At 61.7% G+C, this 19611-nt stretch carries 20 protein-coding genes; 8 read left to right on the forward strand and 12 right to left on the reverse strand.

The annotated features are described in order from the left end of the window. Nucleotides 1-339 carry a transcriptional regulator gene (locus M727_RS0110470; protein ID WP_027152645.1) on the forward strand — a complete coding sequence of 113 codons (339 nt, stop codon included), beginning with the start codon at nucleotides 1-3 and terminating at the stop codon, nucleotides 337-339. On the opposite strand, the gene M727_RS0110475 is transcribed toward M727_RS0110470, so the two are convergent. The 10 genes from M727_RS0110475 to M727_RS0110520 form a co-directional block, all read right to left on the reverse strand. After that, a complete protein-coding gene (locus M727_RS0110475) occupies nucleotides 309-761 on the reverse strand; it encodes a hypothetical protein (RefSeq protein ID WP_027152646.1) in 453 nt (150 codons plus the stop codon). The two genes, M727_RS0110470 and M727_RS0110475, sit on opposite strands and share 31 nt — an antisense overlap. 130 nt (nucleotides 762-891) lie before the next feature. Beyond that, a complete protein-coding gene (locus M727_RS0110480; RefSeq protein WP_027152647.1) occupies nucleotides 892-1737 on the reverse strand; it encodes a 23S rRNA (adenine(2030)-N(6))-methyltransferase RlmJ in 846 nt (281 codons plus the stop codon). A gap of 3 nt (nucleotides 1738-1740) precedes the next feature. Further along, nucleotides 1741-2355 (reverse strand): hypothetical protein, encoded by a 615-nt coding sequence (locus tag M727_RS0110485; protein ID WP_027152648.1) that lies wholly within the window; start codon nucleotides 2353-2355, stop codon nucleotides 1741-1743. Between the two features lie 195 nt (nucleotides 2356-2550). After that, nucleotides 2551-3651, reverse strand: a complete 1101-nt coding sequence (gene ugpC, locus M727_RS0110490; protein WP_027152649.1) for a sn-glycerol-3-phosphate ABC transporter ATP-binding protein UgpC — start codon at nucleotides 3649-3651, stop codon at nucleotides 2551-2553. 10 nt (nucleotides 3652-3661) lie between these two features. Then, the gene (locus tag M727_RS0110495) at nucleotides 3662-4495 is read right to left on the reverse strand and encodes a carbohydrate ABC transporter permease (RefSeq protein WP_027152650.1); all 834 of its coding nucleotides are present in this window, start codon (nucleotides 4493-4495) and stop codon (nucleotides 3662-3664) included. Nucleotides 4496-4508: 13 nt separating this feature from the next. After that, the gene (locus M727_RS0110500; RefSeq protein ID WP_027152651.1) at nucleotides 4509-5444 is read right to left on the reverse strand and encodes a sugar ABC transporter permease; all 936 of its coding nucleotides are present in this window, start codon (nucleotides 5442-5444) and stop codon (nucleotides 4509-4511) included. A gap of 119 nt (nucleotides 5445-5563) precedes the next feature. Next, nucleotides 5564-6823, reverse strand: a complete 1260-nt coding sequence (locus tag M727_RS0110505; RefSeq protein WP_027152652.1) for a sugar ABC transporter substrate-binding protein — start codon at nucleotides 6821-6823, stop codon at nucleotides 5564-5566. Nucleotides 6824-6850: 27 nt separating this feature from the next. Continuing rightward, entirely contained in the window at nucleotides 6851-8026 is a 1176-nt protein-coding gene (locus tag M727_RS0110510) for a PLP-dependent transferase (RefSeq protein ID WP_027152653.1), read from the reverse strand. After that, nucleotides 8023-8757, reverse strand: coding sequence for a FadR/GntR family transcriptional regulator (locus tag M727_RS0110515; protein ID WP_051505587.1), 735 nt, complete (start codon nucleotides 8755-8757; stop codon nucleotides 8023-8025). Before M727_RS0110515 ends, M727_RS0110510 begins: the two co-directional genes overlap by 4 nt. A 230-nt stretch (nucleotides 8758-8987) precedes the next feature. Then, complete coding sequence (locus tag M727_RS0110520) at nucleotides 8988-9668, reverse strand: TetR/AcrR family transcriptional regulator C-terminal domain-containing protein (protein WP_027152655.1); 681 nt, start codon at nucleotides 9666-9668, stop codon at nucleotides 8988-8990. Between the two features lie 189 nt (nucleotides 9669-9857). On the opposite strand from M727_RS0110520, the gene M727_RS0110525 reads away from it, so the two are divergent. The 3 genes from M727_RS0110525 (at nucleotide 9858) to M727_RS0110535 (ending at nucleotide 11946) form a co-directional block, all read left to right on the forward strand. Further along, complete coding sequence (locus M727_RS0110525; RefSeq protein ID WP_027152656.1) at nucleotides 9858-10346, forward strand: RidA family protein; 489 nt, start codon at nucleotides 9858-9860, stop codon at nucleotides 10344-10346. 358 nt (nucleotides 10347-10704) lie between these two features. Further along, nucleotides 10705-10977 carry a hypothetical protein gene (locus tag M727_RS41445; protein WP_156941514.1) on the forward strand — a complete coding sequence of 91 codons (273 nt, stop codon included), beginning with the start codon at nucleotides 10705-10707 and terminating at the stop codon, nucleotides 10975-10977. A gap of 15 nt (nucleotides 10978-10992) precedes the next feature. After that, nucleotides 10993-11946 carry a haloacid dehalogenase type II gene (locus M727_RS0110535; protein ID WP_348627157.1) on the forward strand — a complete coding sequence of 318 codons (954 nt, stop codon included), beginning with the start codon at nucleotides 10993-10995 and terminating at the stop codon, nucleotides 11944-11946. 38 nt (nucleotides 11947-11984) lie between these two features. Here the strand turns inward: M727_RS0110535 and M727_RS0110540 are convergent, their stop codons facing one another. Then, entirely contained in the window at nucleotides 11985-12434 is a 450-nt protein-coding gene (locus tag M727_RS0110540; protein ID WP_027152659.1) for a DNA polymerase III subunit chi, read from the reverse strand. A 19-nt stretch (nucleotides 12435-12453) separates the two neighbouring features. Then, nucleotides 12454-13965: a leucyl aminopeptidase gene (locus tag M727_RS0110545; RefSeq protein WP_027152660.1), complete on the reverse strand. Its 1512-nt coding sequence runs from the start codon at nucleotides 13963-13965 to the stop codon at nucleotides 12454-12456. 62 nt (nucleotides 13966-14027) lie between these two features. On the opposite strand from M727_RS0110545, the gene M727_RS41450 reads away from it, so the two are divergent. The 4 genes from M727_RS41450 to M727_RS0110565 all read left to right on the forward strand — a co-directional run bounded on the left by M727_RS41450 (nucleotide 14028) and on the right by M727_RS0110565 (nucleotide 19481). Continuing rightward, complete coding sequence (locus M727_RS41450; RefSeq protein ID WP_156941515.1) at nucleotides 14028-14597, forward strand: hypothetical protein; 570 nt, start codon at nucleotides 14028-14030, stop codon at nucleotides 14595-14597. Between the two features lie 165 nt (nucleotides 14598-14762). Next, nucleotides 14763-15965 carry an LPS export ABC transporter permease LptF gene (gene lptF / locus M727_RS0110555; protein WP_027152662.1) on the forward strand — a complete coding sequence of 401 codons (1203 nt, stop codon included), beginning with the start codon at nucleotides 14763-14765 and terminating at the stop codon, nucleotides 15963-15965. Nucleotides 15966-15981: 16 nt separating this feature from the next. Continuing rightward, nucleotides 15982-17064: an LPS export ABC transporter permease LptG gene (gene lptG / locus M727_RS0110560; protein ID WP_027152663.1), complete on the forward strand. Its 1083-nt coding sequence runs from the start codon at nucleotides 15982-15984 to the stop codon at nucleotides 17062-17064. Then, nucleotides 17064-19481, forward strand: a complete 2418-nt coding sequence (locus tag M727_RS0110565) for an LPS-assembly protein LptD (protein WP_027152664.1) — start codon at nucleotides 17064-17066, stop codon at nucleotides 19479-19481. The genes lptG and M727_RS0110565 overlap by 1 nt, the downstream gene beginning before the upstream one ends. Nucleotides 19482-19611 lie beyond the last annotated feature (130 nt).

Genomic DNA, 19611 nt, shown 5'->3' on the forward strand with positions numbered 1-19611 from the left:
ATGGCTGCCGACGAAATCATCCACCAGAGCGTGCGGCTCAGGATCATGGCGGCGCTGAATTCTTTGGAACGGCGCGAAGCGCTGGAATTCACCCGATTGAAGCTCATCGTCAATGGGACCGACGGCAATCTCGGCTCGCATATCGATACGCTTGCCACGGCGGGCTATGTCGATGTCGAGAAGCTGTTTGTCGGACGTCGACCGCAGACGCGGGTCAGGGCGACGTCAATCGGACGGCGCGCCTTTCGCGGTCACGCCGCTTTCCTTCGCGCCATCCTCGATGAGGCGGAGCAGCCCGGGAAACGCGTTCAGCGCAGGACGCGGCAGCGGCCGTTGTAGACCATCCAGCGGTCGAAGCCCGCGACGCAGAATTCGACATTATCGCCGACCGAGGCAAAGCCCTGCCCTTCCTCGATCAGATACCAGATGTTGCGGGCGTGGCCGTCGGACAGGCTGACGGTGGCGCCGCAATAGCGGCGGCCGATCGGCCAGGTTTCGTTGGCTGGCAGATAGCGATGCTGGTGGATGCCCTGGAAATCGACAATCTCGACGTCGGGCAGATTCGGCACGTGGTGCACCTGGTAGGAGAAGCGGCTGGTGATCTTGTTTAGCACCCAGGCCTCACCGCAAACGCCGCTGTCTTCGTCGGAATAGATGGCAAGGTCGGCCGCCTTTGCTGTCTGGGTGACAGCGAGGGACGTGCCGAGCGGCGTGCAAAGGGCAATCAGTGCGGCAAGGGCGGATTGGGCGAAGCGAGTCATGGCAGCCTCTTATGTCGATTGTGCGCACTGTGCGGATTCGCTTGCGCGCGGTCAAGCGGTTGTAGAGACGATGGTTTCTTAGTTCGGAATCGCCTTCAACCGAGGCAGGCGCGCGGATACCTCTGCCGGCCTACGCCGCCAGCCATTCCAGCGTCCAGTGCGCCGGTTTTTCAATGACAAGCAATTTGTGCAAGGCCGGCAACAGCGTGCGCAATTCGCCTTCCAGCGTGAACGGCGGGTTGACCACCACCATGCCGCTGCCGTCGAGGCTGGGCTCGGCGGATGGCGGCCTGATCTCGAAGCCGATGTCGAGCAGCTTCGGGATGCCTGACTGCACCAGCGCCTTGCGGAAGGCGGCGACCGCCTTGCGGTCCTTGACCGGATACCACAGCGCATAAATGCCGCCCGGCCAGCGCTTGCGGGCTTTCTGCAGCCCGTCGATCAGGCGGGCGAACTCGCCCTCCTCCTCGAAGGGCGGATCGACCAGCACGAGGCCGCGCTTTTCCTTCGGCGGCAGATGCGCGCCGAGCGCCAGCCAGCCGTCGAGCTCGATCACCCGGGTCTGGAAATCGCCAGCGAATAGCGCCCTCAGCTTCGCGGCGTCCTGGAATTGCAACTCGATCGCCGACAGCCGGTCCTGCTTGCGCATGAGATGACGCGCGATCAGCGGTGAGCCCGGATATTTTTTCACGCCACCTTCAGGATTGAGCGAACGGACAGCTTCCAGATAAGGCGCCAGTAGTGCTGCCGCCGGTGCGTCAAGCGCGGCATCGACCAGTCGGCCGATACCGCCTTGCCATTCACCGGTCTTTTGCGCTTCAGTCGACGACAGGTCGTAGCGGCCGATGCCGGCATGGGTGTCGATGACGCGAAAGGCCTTGTCCTTTTGCTTCAGATATTCGACGAGCCGGCTCAGCACGACATGCTTGACGACATCGGCGAAGTTTCCGGCGTGATAGGCGTGGCGGTAATTCACGATCTAGTTCGAGCCCCTGCCCCAGCGTGGCGGTGGCGGCTGCGAGTTCGGATTTTGCGGCCGGCGGCCGCCGAAACGCAACGCCAACAGCAGCCCGATCAGGCCGGCCGCTATCAGCGAGAAGCCAACCGGCCGCGCCCGGCGATCGATCTCGCCGACGCCGGAACGCAGCACGAGGTCCACCGCCCGCATCTCGATGCCTTCGGCGTCGCCCGGGCCGATGGTGAAGAGGTACGGGCCGGGGCTGACCTTCGCGATCAGGCCGGCTTCGTCGCGAAAGATCTTGTCCGGCAGTTGCGGGCTGACCTGGCGCGGATTTTCCGAATGATTGAATTGCAGCGTCGAGGCGAGCACCGTCCTGCCGCCGGTGGCGGCGGTCAGCGTCAGCACCGTGCGTTGTTGCGAGACGACGATGCGTTCGGTTCTCGCGGTGAGGTCGACCAGCACCCGCACCGGCGCGTCGCGAGCGGCCAGCGGCACCGTCGCCGGCATGAACCGACCCTGCTCGTAGACCCGCCATGTGCCGATCTCATGGCCGGAGAAATTGGTCATCGCCCAGGGATAGACGACGCCGATGCCGATGCCGGCGAGCAGGATCAGAAGAAACAGAAAGCGCATGCGCTCAACTACCTAGCCCGGATATTAGCATTGGCGCCGTCGCGGGCGCGTTCCATCTCGTCCAAACAGCATGTCGAGGCCGAGATCGAATGTCGTATCGAATTCGGCGGTCCCAAGATAGACAATAGCATCGGACCCAAAGGTGGGAGCCGGTTTTGGGAGAATCCGAATGATCTGAGCGCCCGATAAGGACGATCAGCCTTTTTCCTGCTGGAGGCTCGTTTCCAATGCGCGCATTCCAGTCTCGCCGAACAAATGCAGATGTTGCGGCGGGAAAGCCACCGTCACCGTCGGGCCAGCCGTCAGCGCCGCCCTGTCCAGCGTGAAGACGTTGAATGGCAGGCCATGCAGGCCGAGATGCAGGATGATGCCGAAGCCGGTCGGCTCGATCAAGTCGACCGTCGCCCTCAGGCTGCTCTCCGATGCCGGCGACATCTCGACATGCTCCGGCCGGATGCCGAGCGTCACCGCCGCGCCCTCCTCGAGTTGATAGGCTGACGAAAGCCCAATCAGCGTTCCGTCAGGCAATCGTGCGCCGGCCGTGCCTGCGCCGACCTCATAGCGCGCCGACAGAAAATTCATCGCCGGCGATCCGATGAAGCCGGCGACGAACAGGTTGGCAGGGCGGTCGTAAAGCTCCAGCGGACTACCGACCTGCTGCACCACGCCCTCATGCATGGCGACGATCCGGTCGGCCAGTGTCATCGCCTCGATCTGGTCGTGAGTGACATAGATCGAGGTCGCGCCGAGATCGCGGTGCAGCTTCTTGATCTCTGCCCGCATCTGCTCACGCAAGCGCGCATCGAGATTGGACAGCGGCTCGTCGAACAGGAATGCCTTGGGTTGTCGCACGATCGCGCGGCCCATCGCCACGCGCTGACGCTGACCGCCCGACAGTGCCTTCGGCCGCCGCGCAAGCAGCGGCTGCAGCTCAAGCTTCCTGGCTGCATTGCTGACGGCGGACCTGATCTTCTCGCGGGCAGCCTTCCGGATGCGCAGGCCGTAGCTCATGTTCTCGGCGACATTCATGTGCGGATAGAGCGCGTAGGACTGGAACACCATGGCGATGTCGCGGTCCTTGGGCGCCCGCTCATTGACGCGCATGCCGTCGATCCGAATCTCACCTTCGGTCACCTCCTCGAGCCCGGCGATCATGCGCAGCAGCGTGCTCTTGCCGCAGCCCGACGGCCCCACCAGCACCACGAACTCGCCGTTCTCTATCGACAGGTCGACGCCATGCAGCACGGAGACGACGCCGAAATTCTTGCGGACGTTGCGGATGTCGATCGATGCCATGGAACCTCACTCAGCCCTTGACCGCGCCGGCCGTCAGGCCCTGGACCAGATAGCGCTGGATGAACAGGAAGAAGAGGCAGGCCGGGACCAGTGCCAGCACGCCGGCCGCCATCATCTGCCCGAAATCGACCGAAAACTTCGACACGAAGGTGAGCAGACCGACCGGAAACGTGGCGGCGCTGTTGCCCGAAATCAGCATCAGCGCGAACAGCAGTTCGCTCCATGCGGCGGTGAATACAAAACCCAGCGTCGCCGCAATGCCGGGCAGCGTCAGCGGCAGGACGATCTGGCGAAACGCCATGAACTGCGTGGCGCCATCGATCTTGGCCGCCTCCTCCAACTCCTTGGGAATGCCGTCGAAAAACGACTGCATCAGGAACGTCGCGAAGGGGATGTTGAAGGCGGTGTAGACGACCACCAGCCCGGTCAGGCTGTTGGTCAGCCCGAGTGGCGAGAGCATCTTGAAGATCGGCGCGACCAGCATCACCAATGGAAACATCTGGGTGAGCAGCATCAGCGCGACCAGCCAGTACTTGCCGCGGAAGGTGAAGCGCGACAGCGCATAGCCGGAGAGAGACGCAAGCAGCGTCACGATCACGGCCGTCGCGCCGGCAACGATCATGCTGTTCCTGAAGAAGACCGGGAATGCGCTGTGGGCCAGCACGAAGCGAAAATGTTCAAAGCTCATCCGCGACGGCCACATGCGGACGCCCTCGGAATAGAGCAGGTCGTTCGGCGTGACCGATACTTTCAACAGCCAGAACAGCGGGAACAGTGCAAAGAGGACGTAGCAAAGGATCGCCAGGCGGTGCAGCGCGGTGCCGAAGATCGAATAGCTGTTCATCTGGTCATCCCGATCAGGCCCGATCCATCAGGACTTGCCGCAGCATGACGATCAGCATCGAATAGGCGAGCAACAGGACGAGCAGCACCAGCGCAATGGCCGAGGCATAGCCGAAATCCAGGGCCCTGAAGGCTTGCGTGAAGATGTAGCTCGCGACGATCTGGGTGCGGTCGGCAGGCCCGCCGCTGGTCATGACGATGATCAGGTCGGCGAAGTTCGAGATCCAGACGGTGCGCAACAGCACGGTGATCGCAATGGTCGGCGCAAGGAACGGCAAGGTGATCGACGTGAACCGCCTGAATGCCCCGGCGCCGTCGATCGCCGCCGCCTCGTAGAGGTCGCGCGGGATGGCCTGGAGCGCGGCCAGCAGCGTGATGGCAAAGAAGGGAATGCCCCACCAGACGTTGGCGATGATCGGTCCCCACATGGCAAGCTGCGGATTGGAAAGGATGTTGGCCGGTTCATTCATGAGGCCGAGCGCATAAAGCCAATGCGGCAGCGGTCCGATGACGGGGTTGAACAGCCACGCCCAGTTGAGCCCGGTGAGGAAAGTCGGTACCGCCCAGGGCAGGAACACCAGCGCCTGCGCTATGGCGCGGCCGGCGAACGGCCGGTCGAGCAACAGCGCCAGGATCAGGCCGAACACGAATTGCAGCAAGACGGACGCGCCGGTCCACCACAGCGTGTTGCGCAGCGCTCGATAGAAATTGTCGTCGTCATAAAGGGTGCGAAAATGATCAAGCCCGACATAGCCGCCGGAGAAGGGATTGAGCAAGTGCACGTCGCGGAAGGCGTAGGACAGGCCTAGCACTAGCGGCGCCAGCATGATGGTGACGATCAGAATCAGCGCCGGGGCGGTGTAAAGATATGGCTCGGCGTGGCGCGTGATCCGGTCGACCAGCGACCGGCGGCGCGATTCGGGGAACCCGGCGGTGGCGTCAAAAACCATCAGCTAACGCATTCGCTCCAATTGGCCATCCGTCCAATCGACCATCCTTCCAACCGACCTTGGACGAGAGCCATCGGAGCCGCCCGCGATGGGCGGCTCCGATGCCTGGCGTCCGCCGTTTATTTCTTGGCCAGGTATTTCTGCTGCGCCTTGGTCAGATAGTCGGCCCACTGGTTGGCCATTTCCTCTGGCGTGATATCGCCAAGCAGTGCCTGTTGACTGGTCTTGATGACCATCGAGTCCTTGAAGAAGGCGAACTCCTCGAGATAGGTCGGCATGACCGTTGGCACTGCATCCTTGTCCTCGAGTTCAGCGAACCAGCCCTTGAACTGCTCGCTTGCGTAGAAGGGATCCTTTTCGGCCGACTTGTGGACCGGCAGCGCTCCGGTGCGTTTGTTCCATTCGACATTGCCCTCGGGCCCTTCGAGCGTTTCGATCAGCTTCCAGGAGAGGTCCTTGTTCTGGCTGGCCGCCATCATCGACCAACCGGCATAGCCGATGGTCGGGAACGTCTTGCCGCTCGGCCCCTTCGGCATGGTCGTGACGCCGTAGTCTTCCGGCTTCATCCGCTCGGCTATCGCGATCAGCGCGTCTGGATCCTGATCAAGCATTGCGCAGGTGCCGGTGTAGAATCCCGCGACGATTTCGTTAAAACCCCAGTTGACGCTGTCCTTCGGCGCCAATCCCTTCTTGTACAGATCGACGACCCAGGTCAGTCCCTTGACCCAGCCCTCGCTGTTCATGGTCGAGGTGCCGTCCTCATTGAAGAACTTGTTGGAGCCGGCCATGGTTGCGCCGAACATGATCCAGCCGTTGAGGCCACCCGGCCCGCCGCGCAGGCAGTAGCCATATTTGCCTGGAAGCTTGGATACTTTCTCCGATGCCGCCACGAACTCGTCCATTGTCTTGGGCGGCTCGGTGACACCAGCCTCCTTGAACAGCTTCTTGTTGTAGAACATCGCCCGCAGATAGAAGCCGTAGGGCAGCATGTAGGCGGTGTTGTTCACGTCGCGGCCGAGTTCGAGCGCGCGATCGGTGAGGCCCGAGGTGTGCTCCCATTTGGCAAGATAGGGTTCGAGGCTTTCGAGAAGGCCGTTGTTGGCATAGAGCGACAGCCAGGTGTCCGGCATCTCCATGACGTCGGGGATTTCGCCGGCAGACACCATGGTCGCGAATTTCTGGAACGCCTCGCCCCAAGGCAGCGAGATCACCTCGACCTTGGTGCCCGGGTTGGCCGCCTCGAACTTGGCGACGACCGACTTCAGGGTTTCGGTACGCTCGGGGCTGGTGATCACCTCCACGAGCTTCAACGTCGTGTCGGCGAGTGCAGCACCCGACATCAGTACGGTGGCGAATGCGGCGATAAGAAGCTTCTTCATTTTCCGTTCCCTTCTTGTCTGGTTGCTTCAGGTCTTTTCTTCGGAAGCGGCGTCGATCGCCGTTTCCAGGTCACTCCACAACGCCTCGGTTCCCTCGAGGCCGACATGGAGACGCACGGACCGCGGATGGACGCCGAACGCCATCGCGGAATTGGGTTGGGCCTTCTGCTGCAGCACGACCTCGCCGGGCACGATGAGGCTTTCGTGGCCGCCCCACGACACGCCCAGCTTGAACAGCTTGAGGCGGTCGGCAAAGGTGCGGATGTCGATGCCGTCGCGGAAGACAAATGAGAACAGGCCCGACGTGCCGGTGAGCCCCGCGGGAAGCAGGTTGGCCAACCCTGGATGGCAGACCCTCTCAACGATTGGATGATCCCGCAGGCGCCGTGCGATTTCGAGGCTGGAGGCCTGATGAGCGCGCATCCGAATCGGCAGTGTGCGCAAGCCGCGAATCAAGAGCCAGGCATCGAATGGCGACAGCTTGCCGCCGAGATATGGATAGGCTTCGCCGCGGATGCGGCCGATCAATTCCTTCGAGCCCGCGACCACGCCGGCCACCACGTCGCTGTGGCCGCCCAGGTACTTGGATGCGGAGTGGACCACAACGTCGACGCCGAGCGACAGTGGCCGCTGAAAGACCGGGCTGGCCCAGCTGTTATCGATGATGGTCGGGATGCCGCGGGACTTTGCCAGCGCAGCGAGCGCGCCGATGTCATGCGTTTCCATGACCCAGCTGGTCGGGCTTTCCATATAGAACAGCCTGGCGCCAGGCAGGGCGCTCGCGACAGCCGCCTCGTCGCGCCCGTCGACATAGGTCACCTCGATGCGCATGCGCGCGAGCAACGTCCCGAACAGTCTGAACGCGTCCGGGTAGATATGCCTGACCGCGACAATGCGGTCGCCCGGTTCGACGAAGCTCAGCACTGCCGATGAGATAGCGGACATGCCGCTTGCAAAACCGATCGCGTCCTCGGCGCCCTCCAGCTTCGCCAGCATTTCCTCGAACATGCGCACGGTCGGGTTCAGCCCGCGCGTGTAGGTCGGCCGCACTTTTTCGCCGCGGTATGTTTCGAGCATCTCGTCATAATTCGAGAAGGTGAAGAGCGAGGTCTGCACGATCGGCGGGACGACGGCATCGAAGGCGTTGCCCTCGTCGTGGGCGGCGATCAGCGAGGCCTGGTCGAAAAAATCCGGGCCATTCATTTCGACATTTCCTCGATATCCTGTTCCACGATCTCGAGGATCTTCAGCGTTTTTCCGCGCGCCAGTTCCGCGTCCCCGGCGACGATGGCATCGAACAGCTCACGGTGATACGGGAACGATCGCCGCGCGAAATCCTGCCGGTCGAAAGGATGGTCCCAGAAGCGCTCGAACGCTTCGCGCATCTGCCCCAGGAGCTGCCGGAAAAGCGGGTTGTGCGTGGCATCGTAGACCGCCAGGTGAAAGGCCAGGTCTTCCGGCCCCGACGTGCCGGTGGCGAGATGGACGCGCTCCATCTCGATGAGTTTTTCCTCGATCGTCCGCAGATCGTCGACTGTCCGCCGCCGCGCCGCAACCATGCTTGCCTCGGCCTCGATGCCGCGGCGCACCTCGAGGGTATGCAAGAGACCGTCGCGCAGCTCAGCCGTATTGAGCGACAGCGGCAGATGGATCGTGCCGGCGGATATCGGCTTGAGAAGATAGGTGCCGCTGCCTTTGCGGGTCTCGGTGACGCCGAGCGCTTCGAAACGCCCCATCGCCTCGCGAATCGTCGAACGCCCCACGGAAAGCGCGGCCATCAGTTCGCGTTCGGTCGGAAGCCGGTCACCGCTCTTCAGCGCAGCGCGCTCGACATAGTCTGCCAGCGCTTCCATGACTTGTTTGCCGCGGTCCAACGGCGGGAGCGTGGCGATTGCCACACGCGTGGCAGGTGCCCCGGGCAGTTCGCCGCGCATTCGCATGGGTACCTACGCCCAAAATTGGTCTGACATCCTATCAGTTTTGCGCGCCACCGGCCTTTCGTCAAGTGGCCTCGGCAGTGCAGAGGTTGCATTTCGGATCACACCCATTGCGGAACCTTGGACGTTGCCGCGTCTTCTGCGACCTTGCAAAAATCAGCTGCAAAACTGTGACTTTAATCAGCGATTTTGCGACAGTCGCTTTCAGCCAAAGCTACCGTTCAGCCTCATTTTGGAGAGAGGCCATCGAGCAGGAAGCCGAGGCCATTCCTGAAAGCGCCGTCCCAATCATTGTCCAACAGCAGACGAGAGCGTTCGATTGTCGGATAACGTTCGCTGAGACGTGTAAGGCGCTGCTGCGCAGCGGCCCTGTCGTCGTCCGAGAGGTCGAAGCTCGCCCGGGTGATGGTGGCGCCCATCACATAGTTCCAGAGCGACCATATCGCAACGTTCACATCTGCGTCCGCAACGCCGGCTCTGGACAACGTCTTGCTCAGCAGTTCCAAGCGACCGAGGATGTTCGGGCCGAGCGCCCGGCGCGGCAACAGCGTTGCCGACCAAGGGTGGCGCAGCATGCTGGCGCGCCAGTCTTCAAGCACATGAACGACTTCTCCGCGCCAGTCTTGAGCTATTTGCGACGGTCCGCGATATTCAAGCACCGAGTCGAGCGCCAGATCAAAGACATCCTCCTTGTTGTCGACGTGCCAATACAGGCTCATCACGCCCGAGCCGAGGCGATCGGCCAGCCGACGCATCGTCAATCCGTCGACGCCTTGAGCGTCAAGCAGTTCCACCGCGGTCGCCACGATACGTTCCCGAGAGAGCGGCGGTTCACTGCGCGGCTCCTGCAAGGGCTGGAGCCGCTCATTTATCCCTCGTTTGCTCCGGCCGCTGCGTTTGGCAGCCATCCGTCTTCCTCGCTGTTCAGAACGTCGATTTTGACCGGCAACGCGAACGAATGTCGATCTGAACGATTGACTCGTACGGCGTACCATACGATGACTCGTACGTCGCACGAGCCATAGTATGGGCGATACGGTTAAAGTTCAATAATGCCGGCCGCGAGGGTACGTTGCTCGCGTAGCCAAGAGAAAATCATGTCACGCGCAATCAAGCATCTGCTTATCGAAGGGCTAATCATCATGACCATGGGAGTTCCCACTGCCACGACAGCCAATGAGAAGGATCTCAAGCTGACCATAGTCAATCCACAAAACCTCTACGACCCGTCGCCAAATGGCTACAGCACGGCGGTGATCACGCCGCGCGGAGCCCGGGTGGCCTACATCTCCGGACAGGGCGGGCAAAACAGCACGGGAGCCTTGTCGCCCGACTTCGCTGTCCAGGTTGAGCAGGCCTACACAAATTTGCGCACCGCCCTCGATGCGCTCGGTGCGAGGCCGGATCAGGTCGCCAAGCTCACCGTCTTCGTGGTCGATCACGATATGTCCAAGCTCGAGGTGTTGACCAAGAACGTCAAAAAAATGTTCGGTGAAGCGCTGCCGGCGCAGACCCTGATTCCCGTTCCTAAGCTTGCAATTGACCCCATGCTCTTCGAGGTGGAGGCCGTCGTCATTCTGGAATAGTGGTGCCGCTCGCCTTTCGCAATTGTCATGAGCTTCGCGGAATTACGAATTAAGGATCGCGGTAGGGACGCCCAGCAATGGGCGTCCCTACCGCGATCAGCAATTAGACGCATCAACATCAAAACCGGACAACCGGCATTTCCGAGATCATGCCATAACCGGACATTTTGCTGATTTGCCTCCCTGACCGCGCTACAACAAGGCACAGATGGTGCTTAACGGGGTCTGCATGATGCGGGCAATCCGATCCACCTTGGCAATCGTCCTACTCTCCGTTTCCGCTTTCGGAGCCAATAATTCTCCTGGAGGGGATGCGATCAGGAGCCTCCTTATCAGACCGAATACCTGGACGATGTACTTGGAGTTCACGGACGCGGCGATGCCCAGCGACCGAGCCCAGAAGATGATCTGGGAGTACTTTCAGCGTGATCAAAAGGTAATGGGACGCCGGGTCGGCCTCGCATTTGGAGGCTGCGATCTTGAACTCTCGTTGAGAAACGACGGGTTCAGCTTTCGTTGGTGCCCGCCCCTCGACGCCAGCGGGCCATCACTCGTTTACGATCCGAGTGATCCACAATACCCCTTCAAGGGTCACGGTCCGCAAAAGATCTGGCTCAAGGCAAACGAATGAAGGAGGGTCGGCGCGATGGTGGCGCCCGCCACCCTTCCGCTCATGCCGGTACGGGGTTGTTGCCGGCGCCCAGGCCACTGGAATATCGGTGACAGTGCCCTTTGTCTATTTTGCAATCTAATTTGCACAGCCGTCCTCGCGCGTAAGCCCGACCGCATCGCCGAGCAAATTGGCAAGGCTGTGAAACGGGGAAAACGAGGCAGGCGACGAAAGAAAAATAGTGTGCGGATCAAGGAGCCGAATGTGATGGCATTGGATGGCGTATGTGCGTTGGTATTCGACGTGTTCGGCACTGTCGTCGATTGGCGCAGCGGCGTGGCGCGCGAAGCTGAGCCGTTCCTGCAGCGGCATGGAGCAGTATCCGCTATTCCTACCGCTTTCGCGGATGCGTGGCGCCGCCGTTACTCCCCAGCGATGGAGGAGGTGCGCAGCGGCCGGCGGCCCTTTAGACGGCTCGACGTGCTGCATCGGGAGAATCTGGAAGCCGTTTTGCCAGAATTCGGGATCGACCCGGCTTCGGTGCCGGCGTCCGAGCTGGACGAACTGAACCTGGCATGGCACCGATTGGAGCCATGGCCGGACGTGGTGGCCGGCCTTACACGGCTCAGGGCCCGCTATATCATCGCGCCGCTCTCGAACGGCAACATCGCCCTCATGCTCAACATGGCGAAGCGGAGTCGCATCCCCTGGGATGCGATCCTCGGCGCCGAAGTCGTGCAAGCCTACAAGCCTGCGCCGGAAGCCTATCTTCGCACCGCTGACGTCCTGGCAATGAAGCCGGATGAGATCTGTCTTGTGGCCGCCCACAATGGCGACCTTGCAGCGGCTCGGGCATGCGGATTGCGAACAGCCTTTGTCCCGCGTCCGACCGAGCACGGGGTAGCGCAGACCACGGATATGCACCCTGATCAAGCCTGGGACCTGGTGGCCAGCGACTTCATTGACTTGGCTGAACGACTTCAGTTGTAGCAACCCCAGGTTGCGGATCGCCCAGGCGGCAGGCTTTACTACGCCTTGCGTTCCCAGCGCCGGTCTGAGGTCTGCTGCCAGTAGGTGACTGCGTGGCCGGCTTCCTTCATCGTCTTCCAGTGCGTGCGCGCCGCCTCGAGCTGGGCCGCATCGTGGCCGTCGAACAGGAACACGGCGCGCTCATAACCGGCAAGCTTCGGCGGCACCGCGCCGTCAACCAGGAAGCGTATCTGCGCCTCGTTCGGATTGTCATGACCGGTTGTCAAAAGGATCGGCTGCTCGGCCAGGTAGGATTCGCGGTCCGTCGCATGCGCCAGGAAGGAATCGTCCCTGAAGGTCCAAAGATGCTGATCCAGCGCGTCGCGCCGTTCTTCGGAGCCGGTCTGTACCACGGCGCGCCAACCGCGATCGACACTGCGCTCAAGCAGGCCGGGCAACGCATCCTCCAGAGTCGATTCGGTCAGGTGGTAGAACAGGACGTCGGCCATGATCGCGCCTTGAAGGGCATCACTCCTCATAGTTGTCGCGAACCAGCCGGTCGAGCAGCCTGACGCCGAAGCCGGAGGCCCATGACTGGTTGATCTCGCTGGACGGCGCGCCCATCGCGGTGCCGGCGATGTCGAGATGCGCCCAAGGTGTATCCCTGACGAAGCGCTGCAGGAACTGCGCCGCGATGATGGCGCCGCCATAGCGGCCGCCGATGTTCTTCATGTCGGCATTTTTCGAATCGATCAGCTTGTCGTATTCGGTGCCGAGCGGCATCCGCCACACTCGTTCCTGCGTCGCCTGCCCGGCGCTCGTCAGCCTGTTCGCCAATTCGTCATTGTTGGAGAACAGCCCGGCATAGTGCTGGCCGAGCGCGACCATGGTGGCGCCGGTCAGCGTCGCCAGATTGACCATGAATTTCGGCTGGAAGCGATCGCTGCAGTACCACAGCGCATCGGCCAGAACGAGGCGGCCTTCGGCGTCGGTGTTGAGCACCTCGATGGTCTGGCCCGACATCGAAGTGACGATGTCGCCGGGGCGCTGCGCGTGGCCGTCGACGGCATTTTCCACCAGCCCGATGATGCCGACGACATTGGCCTTGGCCTTGCGCGCGGCCAGCGCGTGCATCAGCCCGGTCACCGCGGCCGCACCGCCCATATCGCCCTTCATGTCCTCCATGCCGGAGGCCGTCTTTATCGAATTGCCGCCGGTGTCGAAAGTGACGCCTTTGCCGACGAAGGCAATCGGGCTGTCCTTGGCCTTGCCGCCGTTCCATCGCATGACGGCCAGGCGCGCGCCACGCGGCGAGCCTTGTGCGACGCCGAGCAGCGCGCCCATGCCGAGCTTCTTCATCTCCTTCTCGACCAGGATCTCGACCGCGACGCCGAGCGCCTCCAGTTCGTTGACGCGGGCGGCGAATTCCACCGGCCCCAGTATATTGGCCGGTTCGTTGACCAGATCGCGCGCCAGGAGCACGCCGTCGATCACCGCCACCTCGTCGGCGAAGGCCTTTTTCGCCGCCGCCGGATCGGCGGTATGGATGGTCACCTTAACCGGCTTTTTGGGCTCGGCCTTGTTGCCGTCGCGCTGGCCGTCGCCATTGTCCTTTTTCGTCTTGTACTTGTCGAAAGCATAGCTGCGCAGGAGAATGCCCGCGGCAAGCTGTGCCGCTTGCCTGCCGCCGACGTCAGCACCCGGCAGATCGAGCATGACCGCCACCTCCGTCGCCTTGCGCAAGGATGCAGCGATGGTGCCGCCAAGCTTGAGCCAGGCATAGTCGTCGAGCGCCGAGACCTTGCCGGCGCCGACCGCAACCAGCCGGTCGAGCGATGTGCCCTCCGGCGCCAGCACCTCGACCAGGCCGGCGAACTTGCCGGAAAAGTCGGCCACCGGAAACGCCCGCTCCAGGGTCTTTGCCGGATCGCAAGCCTTTGCCGCGTCGCCGAGACCGCCATCATTGGCCGCCAGCATGAAGACGCTGCCTTTTTTGGGCACTGCGAACCTGGCAAAGGCGATCGAAGGTCTCGAAGTCATCATGTCCTGCTTTCGGGAAGGGCCTTGGGTTTTCGGGGGAGTGCCTTGACGAAACTAGATATTTGGCTGTTTCCGACCGGAAGCACCACCCCCATTTTCAATCATCGCCCCTGCCTGGCGATCTGCTGCGTGATTGCGTTGGCCTGGATGCTGGCATTGGCGAAGCAACCGAAAATGCTTGGGCGCAATTTTTGGGTCGGTCACGGGAGTGCCTGCGGGATAGTCGACGCCAGGCAGTGTCGAAGATCGCGAGGCGAGTTGAGATGCAGGCGCTGGTGCCGCCGATACCACAGTTCGGCAAGCCGGCTTTCCTTTCCAGGACAAGCGTCGGCACGCCCGCCTTCTTCAGCGCATGGGCGGCGGCCAGCCCTCGCCGCGCCGGCGCCGATCACGATCGCACCGTGAAAAATCGATTACTGGCCGGTTTGGCTACGCAATTCTGTTACTTCTGCTTTCATGCCTGTACCTGTCGCAGCCGCAGCGGCCATGTCAGTGATTGGCGCGACATTTGGTCGTTTTCCGGCATTTGGCAAGACTTTGCCGGAATCCGATCCCATATGGCAGATGGAATCGATGGCGATTCGTCGCGGCACGGCCCCGCTTTACTGCCGCAACCTGTTGTTAACCATTGATGTTCGCCCTTTCTTATCCAATGCCGCCGACACTCCGGCCACCGGAAACAACGATGTGGGACGGGAACCAGATCGAACCGCCAACGGACCGGTTGTGCAGGCGTCGCCGGGCGACTACCTTGTCTGGAGGCATGATGCCGTTCGGCAAAATCGAGAAAAGCCTTCATGAAGGTCGTTGAACGCTACATCATGCGTCGTGCGTTGGCGGTCTTCCTCGCAGCGCTCATTTGGACGCTGGCGATCGTGTGGACGACGCAGGTGCTCGCCCGCATCGATCTCGTGACCGACAGCGGGCAGTCGGCGCTGACCTTCTTCGAGGTCGCTGCGCTGATCATTCCGTCGATCGTCCCGATCGTCGTGCCCTTCGCCCTGGTGGTCGCGGTCGCGCAGACGCTGAGCGCGATGAATTCCGATTCTGAGCTTGCCGTCTTGAACGCCGCCGGCGCTTCGCGCTGGACCATCGTCCGGCCGATCATGCTCCTGGCGCTGGCGGCCAGTGTATTTTCGTTCGCCGTCGACAACGGCGTCGACCCCTATGCACGACAGAAAAACCGCGAGCTGGTGGCGTCGTCGCGCGCCGATCTTCTGTCGCTCATCATCCAGGAAGGCACCTTCCGCAAGATCGACGACGGCCTGTTCCTGCAGATCGGCGAGCGGCTTCCGGACAACCGCCTTGGCGGCATTTTTGTCGCCGATTCACGCGAAGAAGGCGTCAACCTCATCTACTACGCCAAGAGCGGCGCCATCATCGAAAGCGGCGACGAGCGGGTGCTGATGATGAACGACGGCGTCATCCATCGCAAAACGCTGGCCGGCGATCTTTCGGTCATCCGGTTCACCTCCTATGCCTTCGACCTGTCGGCCTTCATGTCGGCCTCATCGGAGGTATTGCTCTTGCCGAAGGACCGGACGACACAGTACCTGCTCAATCCCAGTCCGAACGACAAGATGTTCCAGAAAAGGCCGAACAAGTACCTGGCCGAGGTCCACCAGCGTTTCTCCGAATGGTCCTATTCACTCGTTTTCGCGCTGATCGCGCTTGCGGTCGCGGGAGACGCGCGCTCCCATCGCGAGGCGCGCATTCATCCGCTGATCACGTCTATCGCGATTGCCCTTTTCGTGCGCTGGCTCGGTTTCTTTGCCGCTGGGAAGGCCGACAACATTCCGCAATACGCCTATATGGTCTACGGCGTTCCTATTGTGGCGTCCGCAGTCGCGACATGGTTCATCGTCTCCAACCGGACCATGGAATTGCCGGTCGCCTGGGCCGACTGGATGACGAATTTCGCTGGCCGCTTCGGTGACGGCTGGAGCGCCCTGAAGCTCCGCTTCGCCAGGCGCGGCGCTTCTGGCCAAGAGGCCGGCTGATGGGCTGGACACGCTAATGGGCTGGACTCTGGGCAGATACTTCTTCTTCCGCTACGTGACGATCACCATCTGGTTCTTCATCGGCCTCCTGGCGCTTGTGTTCCTGATCGACTTCACCGAGCTTTCCGGCCGCACGACCGGCTTGCCGGGTTTTACCTACGGCACGGCGTTTGCCATCTCAGGGTTGCGAATGCCGATGATCATGCTGCAGACGGTGCCGTTCGTCGGCCTGTTCTCGGCGATGGCGACGCTGGTCTCGCTTAATCGCAGGTATGAACTGGTCATCGCGCGTTCCGCCGGCGTATCCGCATGGCAATTCCTGCTGCCGTGCTGCATCGGGGCGCTGCTGTTCGGGGTGTTGTCGGTCGGCGTCATCAATCCGATCGCCGCGTATGCGTTTTCCTGGTCCGAAAAAATCGAAACCCAGCTCCGCTCCGGCAAGTCGAACACCGTGTCAGCTGACGCCGAGCCCTGGATCCGGCAGAAAACCAGTTCCGGCGATACTATCATCGGCGCGCGCGCCATCCTCAATCAGGGCCTGGAGATGGCCGACGCCGCCTTCTTCGTCCTCAACCCGCAAGGCGACATCGTCGAACGCAAGGACGCAGCGCACGCCTATTTGCGGGATGGCTACTGGGAACTGCAGGACGTCAAGGTTTTCCGGGACGGCAACATCCAATCGGTGGCAACCGACCGCATACCGACCGATCTCAAGCCCGAGTTCGTGCAAGAGCGGCTGGCGCGCCCGGAAACCATCCCCTTCTACGATCTGCCCGGCAAGATCGAGGTTGCCCGCTCCTTCGGCCTCAAGGCAAATGCCTTTGCCATGCAGTTTGATTCATTGGTAGCGTTGCCGTTCCTTCTCGTCGCCATGACTTTGATCGCCGCAACGGTGTCAATGCGATTTGCGAGGATGGGACAATCCGCGACGATGATTCTGGGTGGCATCCTGGCCGGGTTTCTGCTTTATGTCGTGACAGTGCTGGTCAAGGCATTCGGCGTGGCGGGATTCGTACCCACAGTCGTCGCTGCATGGGTTCCGGTTGTCGTGGCTATGTTCTTCGGGGTGACTTTCTTGCTGTACAAGGAAGACGGCTAGTGAGGGGGGCGGTTTTGCGCATCCATAGGCAGGCCGATTCGGCGCGCCTCTATGGGGCGAGCGCCTTGGCGTGCCTGCTCGCTTGCGTCGTTCCGAGTATCCCGGCTTTTGCCCAGGATATCAGCGGCATGGCAGCCGACGTTCCCACCGGTTCGCAAATGCTGCTGGCGGCAGATACGCTGGTCTATGACAATGACAACCAGACCGTAACGGCCGTCGGCGGCGTGCAGATCGATTATGGCGGCAACCGCCTCGTCGCCCAGCGGGTGGAATACAATCGCAACACCAAGCGGCTCGTCGCCAGCGGCAATGTCGAGGTCATCAACAGCGACGGCACCAAGATCTATTCGCAGCATGTCGACATCACCGACGATTTCGCCGACGGCTTCGTCAACGCGCTGCGTGTCGAAACCGTCGACAAGACCTATTTCGCCGCCGAAAGCGCGGAACGCATGGGCGGTGTGCTGACGACGTTCCACAACGGCGTCTACACGGCCTGCGAGCCGTGCGAGGACAAGCCGGACAAAGCGCCGACTTGGCGCATCAAGGCCAGAAAGATCATCTGGAACGGCGAAAAGAAGACGGTTCGCTTCGAGAATTCGAATTTCGAGTTCTTCGGCTTTCCGCTCGCCTATCTTCCGGCCTTCGAGATTGCCGACCCGACCGTCAAGCGCAAGAGCGGCTTCCTGATCCCCAGCATCGCTTACAAGAGCGACCTCGGCCTCGGCGTCAAAGTCCCCTATTATTTCGCGCTCTCACCAACCTACGACCTCACCGTCACCGGCAGCGGTTATACCAAGCAGGGCTTTCTCGGCGAAGCCGAGTGGCGCCAGCGCTTCAACAACGGCCAGTACAGTCTGAAGATCGCCGGCATCCGGCAAGAGGATCCCGACGAGTTCATCGACGACGACGGGCACAATGTCGATTCGGGTGCGGCCGGCGACCCGAACGAGTTCCGCGGCATGATGGGCACCAAGGGCCAGTTCGCTATCAATCCGCGCTGGGACTTCGGCTGGGATGTCCTGCTGCAGACCGACAAGAACTTCTCACGCACCTACGCCATCGAAGACTTCGGCGACAGCGTGCATCGCTCCTCGATCTACCTGACCGGCCTCAACGGCCGCAACTATTTCGACGTGCGCGCCATGCGCTTTGTGGTCCAGGAAGAGGCACTCCCTGACGATCCGACCGCGCGCGCCGGCAAACAGCCCTGGGTGCTGCCCTCGCTCGACTACGCCTACATCCCCGACATGGCGGTGGGCGGCGGGCAGCTGTCGCTCAATGTCAACGCGCAGGCTATCAGCCGCGACAGGCTGGATAGGGCCCTTGCCGATTCGAACAACACTGCGTCCGTCACCAGTGTACGCGGCATCGAGGGCCAATCGGGCCGTCTCACTGCCGAAGCGGAATGGAAGCGCACCTTCACCACCGATGGCGGGCTGCTGCTGACGCCCCTGCTGGCGCTGCGCGGCGATGCCGGCTATGTCAACGCCTCTTCGGGATCGCTCAATGCCATCAATCAGATGGCGTCTAACCTCGGCGTCGACGACGATACGCGATCGTCGCTCGCCCGCTTCATGGCAACCGCCGGACTGGAAATGCGCTGGCCGGTGCTGTTCTCGTCGACCAGTTCCAGTCACATCTTCGAGCCGATGGCGCAGGTGTTCGTGCGTCCGAACGAGCAATATGTCGGCGGCCTCGCTGTTCCCAACGAGGACGCGCAGAGCTTCGTCTTTGATGCCACGACATTGTTCGAGCGCGACAAGTTCTCCGGTTACGACCGCTTGGAAGGCGGCACGCGTGCCAATGTCGGGCTGCGCTATTCCGGCGCCTATGACAATGGCTGGAGCACCAACGCGCTGTTCGGCCAATCCTACCAGCTTGACGGCCAGAACTCCTTCGACGCGCCGGATCTGGTCAACGTCGGCGAAGATTCGGGCCTGGAGACCGCGAGCTCCGATTATGTCGGCCTTGTCGGCTTCAACAGCCCCAGCGGGCTTTCCGGCTCGGTCAGCGGCCGCTTCGACGAGCAGAGCTTCGAGATTCGCCGCGCCGAGGTGAAGGCAGCCTATTCCGGCCTGCCGATTTCGTTCAGCGCCAAATACGCCTTCATCCAGGCTCAGCCGCTCTATGGTTTTACGACCGATCGTCACGAGGTCACGCTCGGCGCCTCGGCGCAACTTGCCGAGAACTGGCGTGTCTTCGGTACCGGCACCTACGATCTCGAGCAAAGCGTCCTCGTCAAGGACGGGGTCGGCTTTGCCTATAGTGATGATTGCTTCACCTACTTGATGACGTTCTCGGAATCCCGCGACCTGAGCACCAAGGAAGTGTCGCAGAATATCGGTTTCAACCTGTCGTTTCGCACGCTCGGCGATTTCGGCTCGACGCAAAGCTCCTTCAACACTGTCCAGTAGCAGACCACTGGCCAATAACGGACGGGCGGAACGGGCGGCCGGCCAACGCATAGGCCGAAAAATCCAAAGTGTTTGAGCGTACTTCGTGCGTCAAAGTGGACGCACATCGCAGCTAACGACATCGTTTCGC

It is taken from the genome of Mesorhizobium sp. WSM2561 (genome assembly GCF_000513915.1).
GTDB lineage: Bacteria > Pseudomonadota > Alphaproteobacteria > Rhizobiales > Rhizobiaceae > Mesorhizobium > Mesorhizobium muleiense.

Bases quoted from the DNA above. Each gene is read 5' to 3' on its own strand.
- M727_RS0110520 (WP_027152655.1), bottom strand. From the start codon at position 9,668: ATGGCTGCCAAACGCAGCGGCCGGAGCAAACGAGGGATAAATGAGCGG.
- lptG (WP_027152663.1), top strand. From the start codon at position 15,982: ATGGGCTGGACTCTGGGCAGATACTTCTTCTTCCGCTACGTGACGATC.
- M727_RS0110505 (WP_027152652.1), bottom strand. From the start codon at position 6,823: ATGAAGAAGCTTCTTATCGCCGCATTCGCCACCGTACTGATGTCGGGT.
- M727_RS0110540 (WP_027152659.1), bottom strand. From the start codon at position 12,434: ATGGCCGACGTCCTGTTCTACCACCTGACCGAATCGACTCTGGAGGAT.
- M727_RS0110515 (WP_051505587.1), bottom strand. From the start codon at position 8,757: ATGCGCGGCGAACTGCCCGGGGCACCTGCCACGCGTGTGGCAATCGCC.
- lptF (WP_027152662.1), top strand. From the start codon at position 14,763: ATGAAGGTCGTTGAACGCTACATCATGCGTCGTGCGTTGGCGGTCTTC.
- M727_RS0110525 (WP_027152656.1), top strand. From the start codon at position 9,858: ATGTCACGCGCAATCAAGCATCTGCTTATCGAAGGGCTAATCATCATG.
- M727_RS0110485 (WP_027152648.1), bottom strand. From the start codon at position 2,355: ATGCGCTTTCTGTTTCTTCTGATCCTGCTCGCCGGCATCGGCATCGGC.
- M727_RS0110510 (WP_027152653.1), bottom strand. From the start codon at position 8,026: ATGAATGGCCCGGATTTTTTCGACCAGGCCTCGCTGATCGCCGCCCAC.
- M727_RS0110495 (WP_027152650.1), bottom strand. From the start codon at position 4,495: ATGAACAGCTATTCGATCTTCGGCACCGCGCTGCACCGCCTGGCGATC.
- M727_RS0110470 (WP_027152645.1), top strand. From the start codon at position 1: ATGGCTGCCGACGAAATCATCCACCAGAGCGTGCGGCTCAGGATCATG.
- M727_RS0110545 (WP_027152660.1), bottom strand. From the start codon at position 13,965: ATGACTTCGAGACCTTCGATCGCCTTTGCCAGGTTCGCAGTGCCCAAA.
- M727_RS0110475 (WP_027152646.1), bottom strand. From the start codon at position 761: ATGACTCGCTTCGCCCAATCCGCCCTTGCCGCACTGATTGCCCTTTGC.
- M727_RS0110535 (WP_348627157.1), top strand. From the start codon at position 10,993: ATGGTGGCGCCCGCCACCCTTCCGCTCATGCCGGTACGGGGTTGTTGC.
- M727_RS0110500 (WP_027152651.1), bottom strand. From the start codon at position 5,444: ATGGTTTTTGACGCCACCGCCGGGTTCCCCGAATCGCGCCGCCGGTCG.
- ugpC (WP_027152649.1), bottom strand. From the start codon at position 3,651: ATGGCATCGATCGACATCCGCAACGTCCGCAAGAATTTCGGCGTCGTC.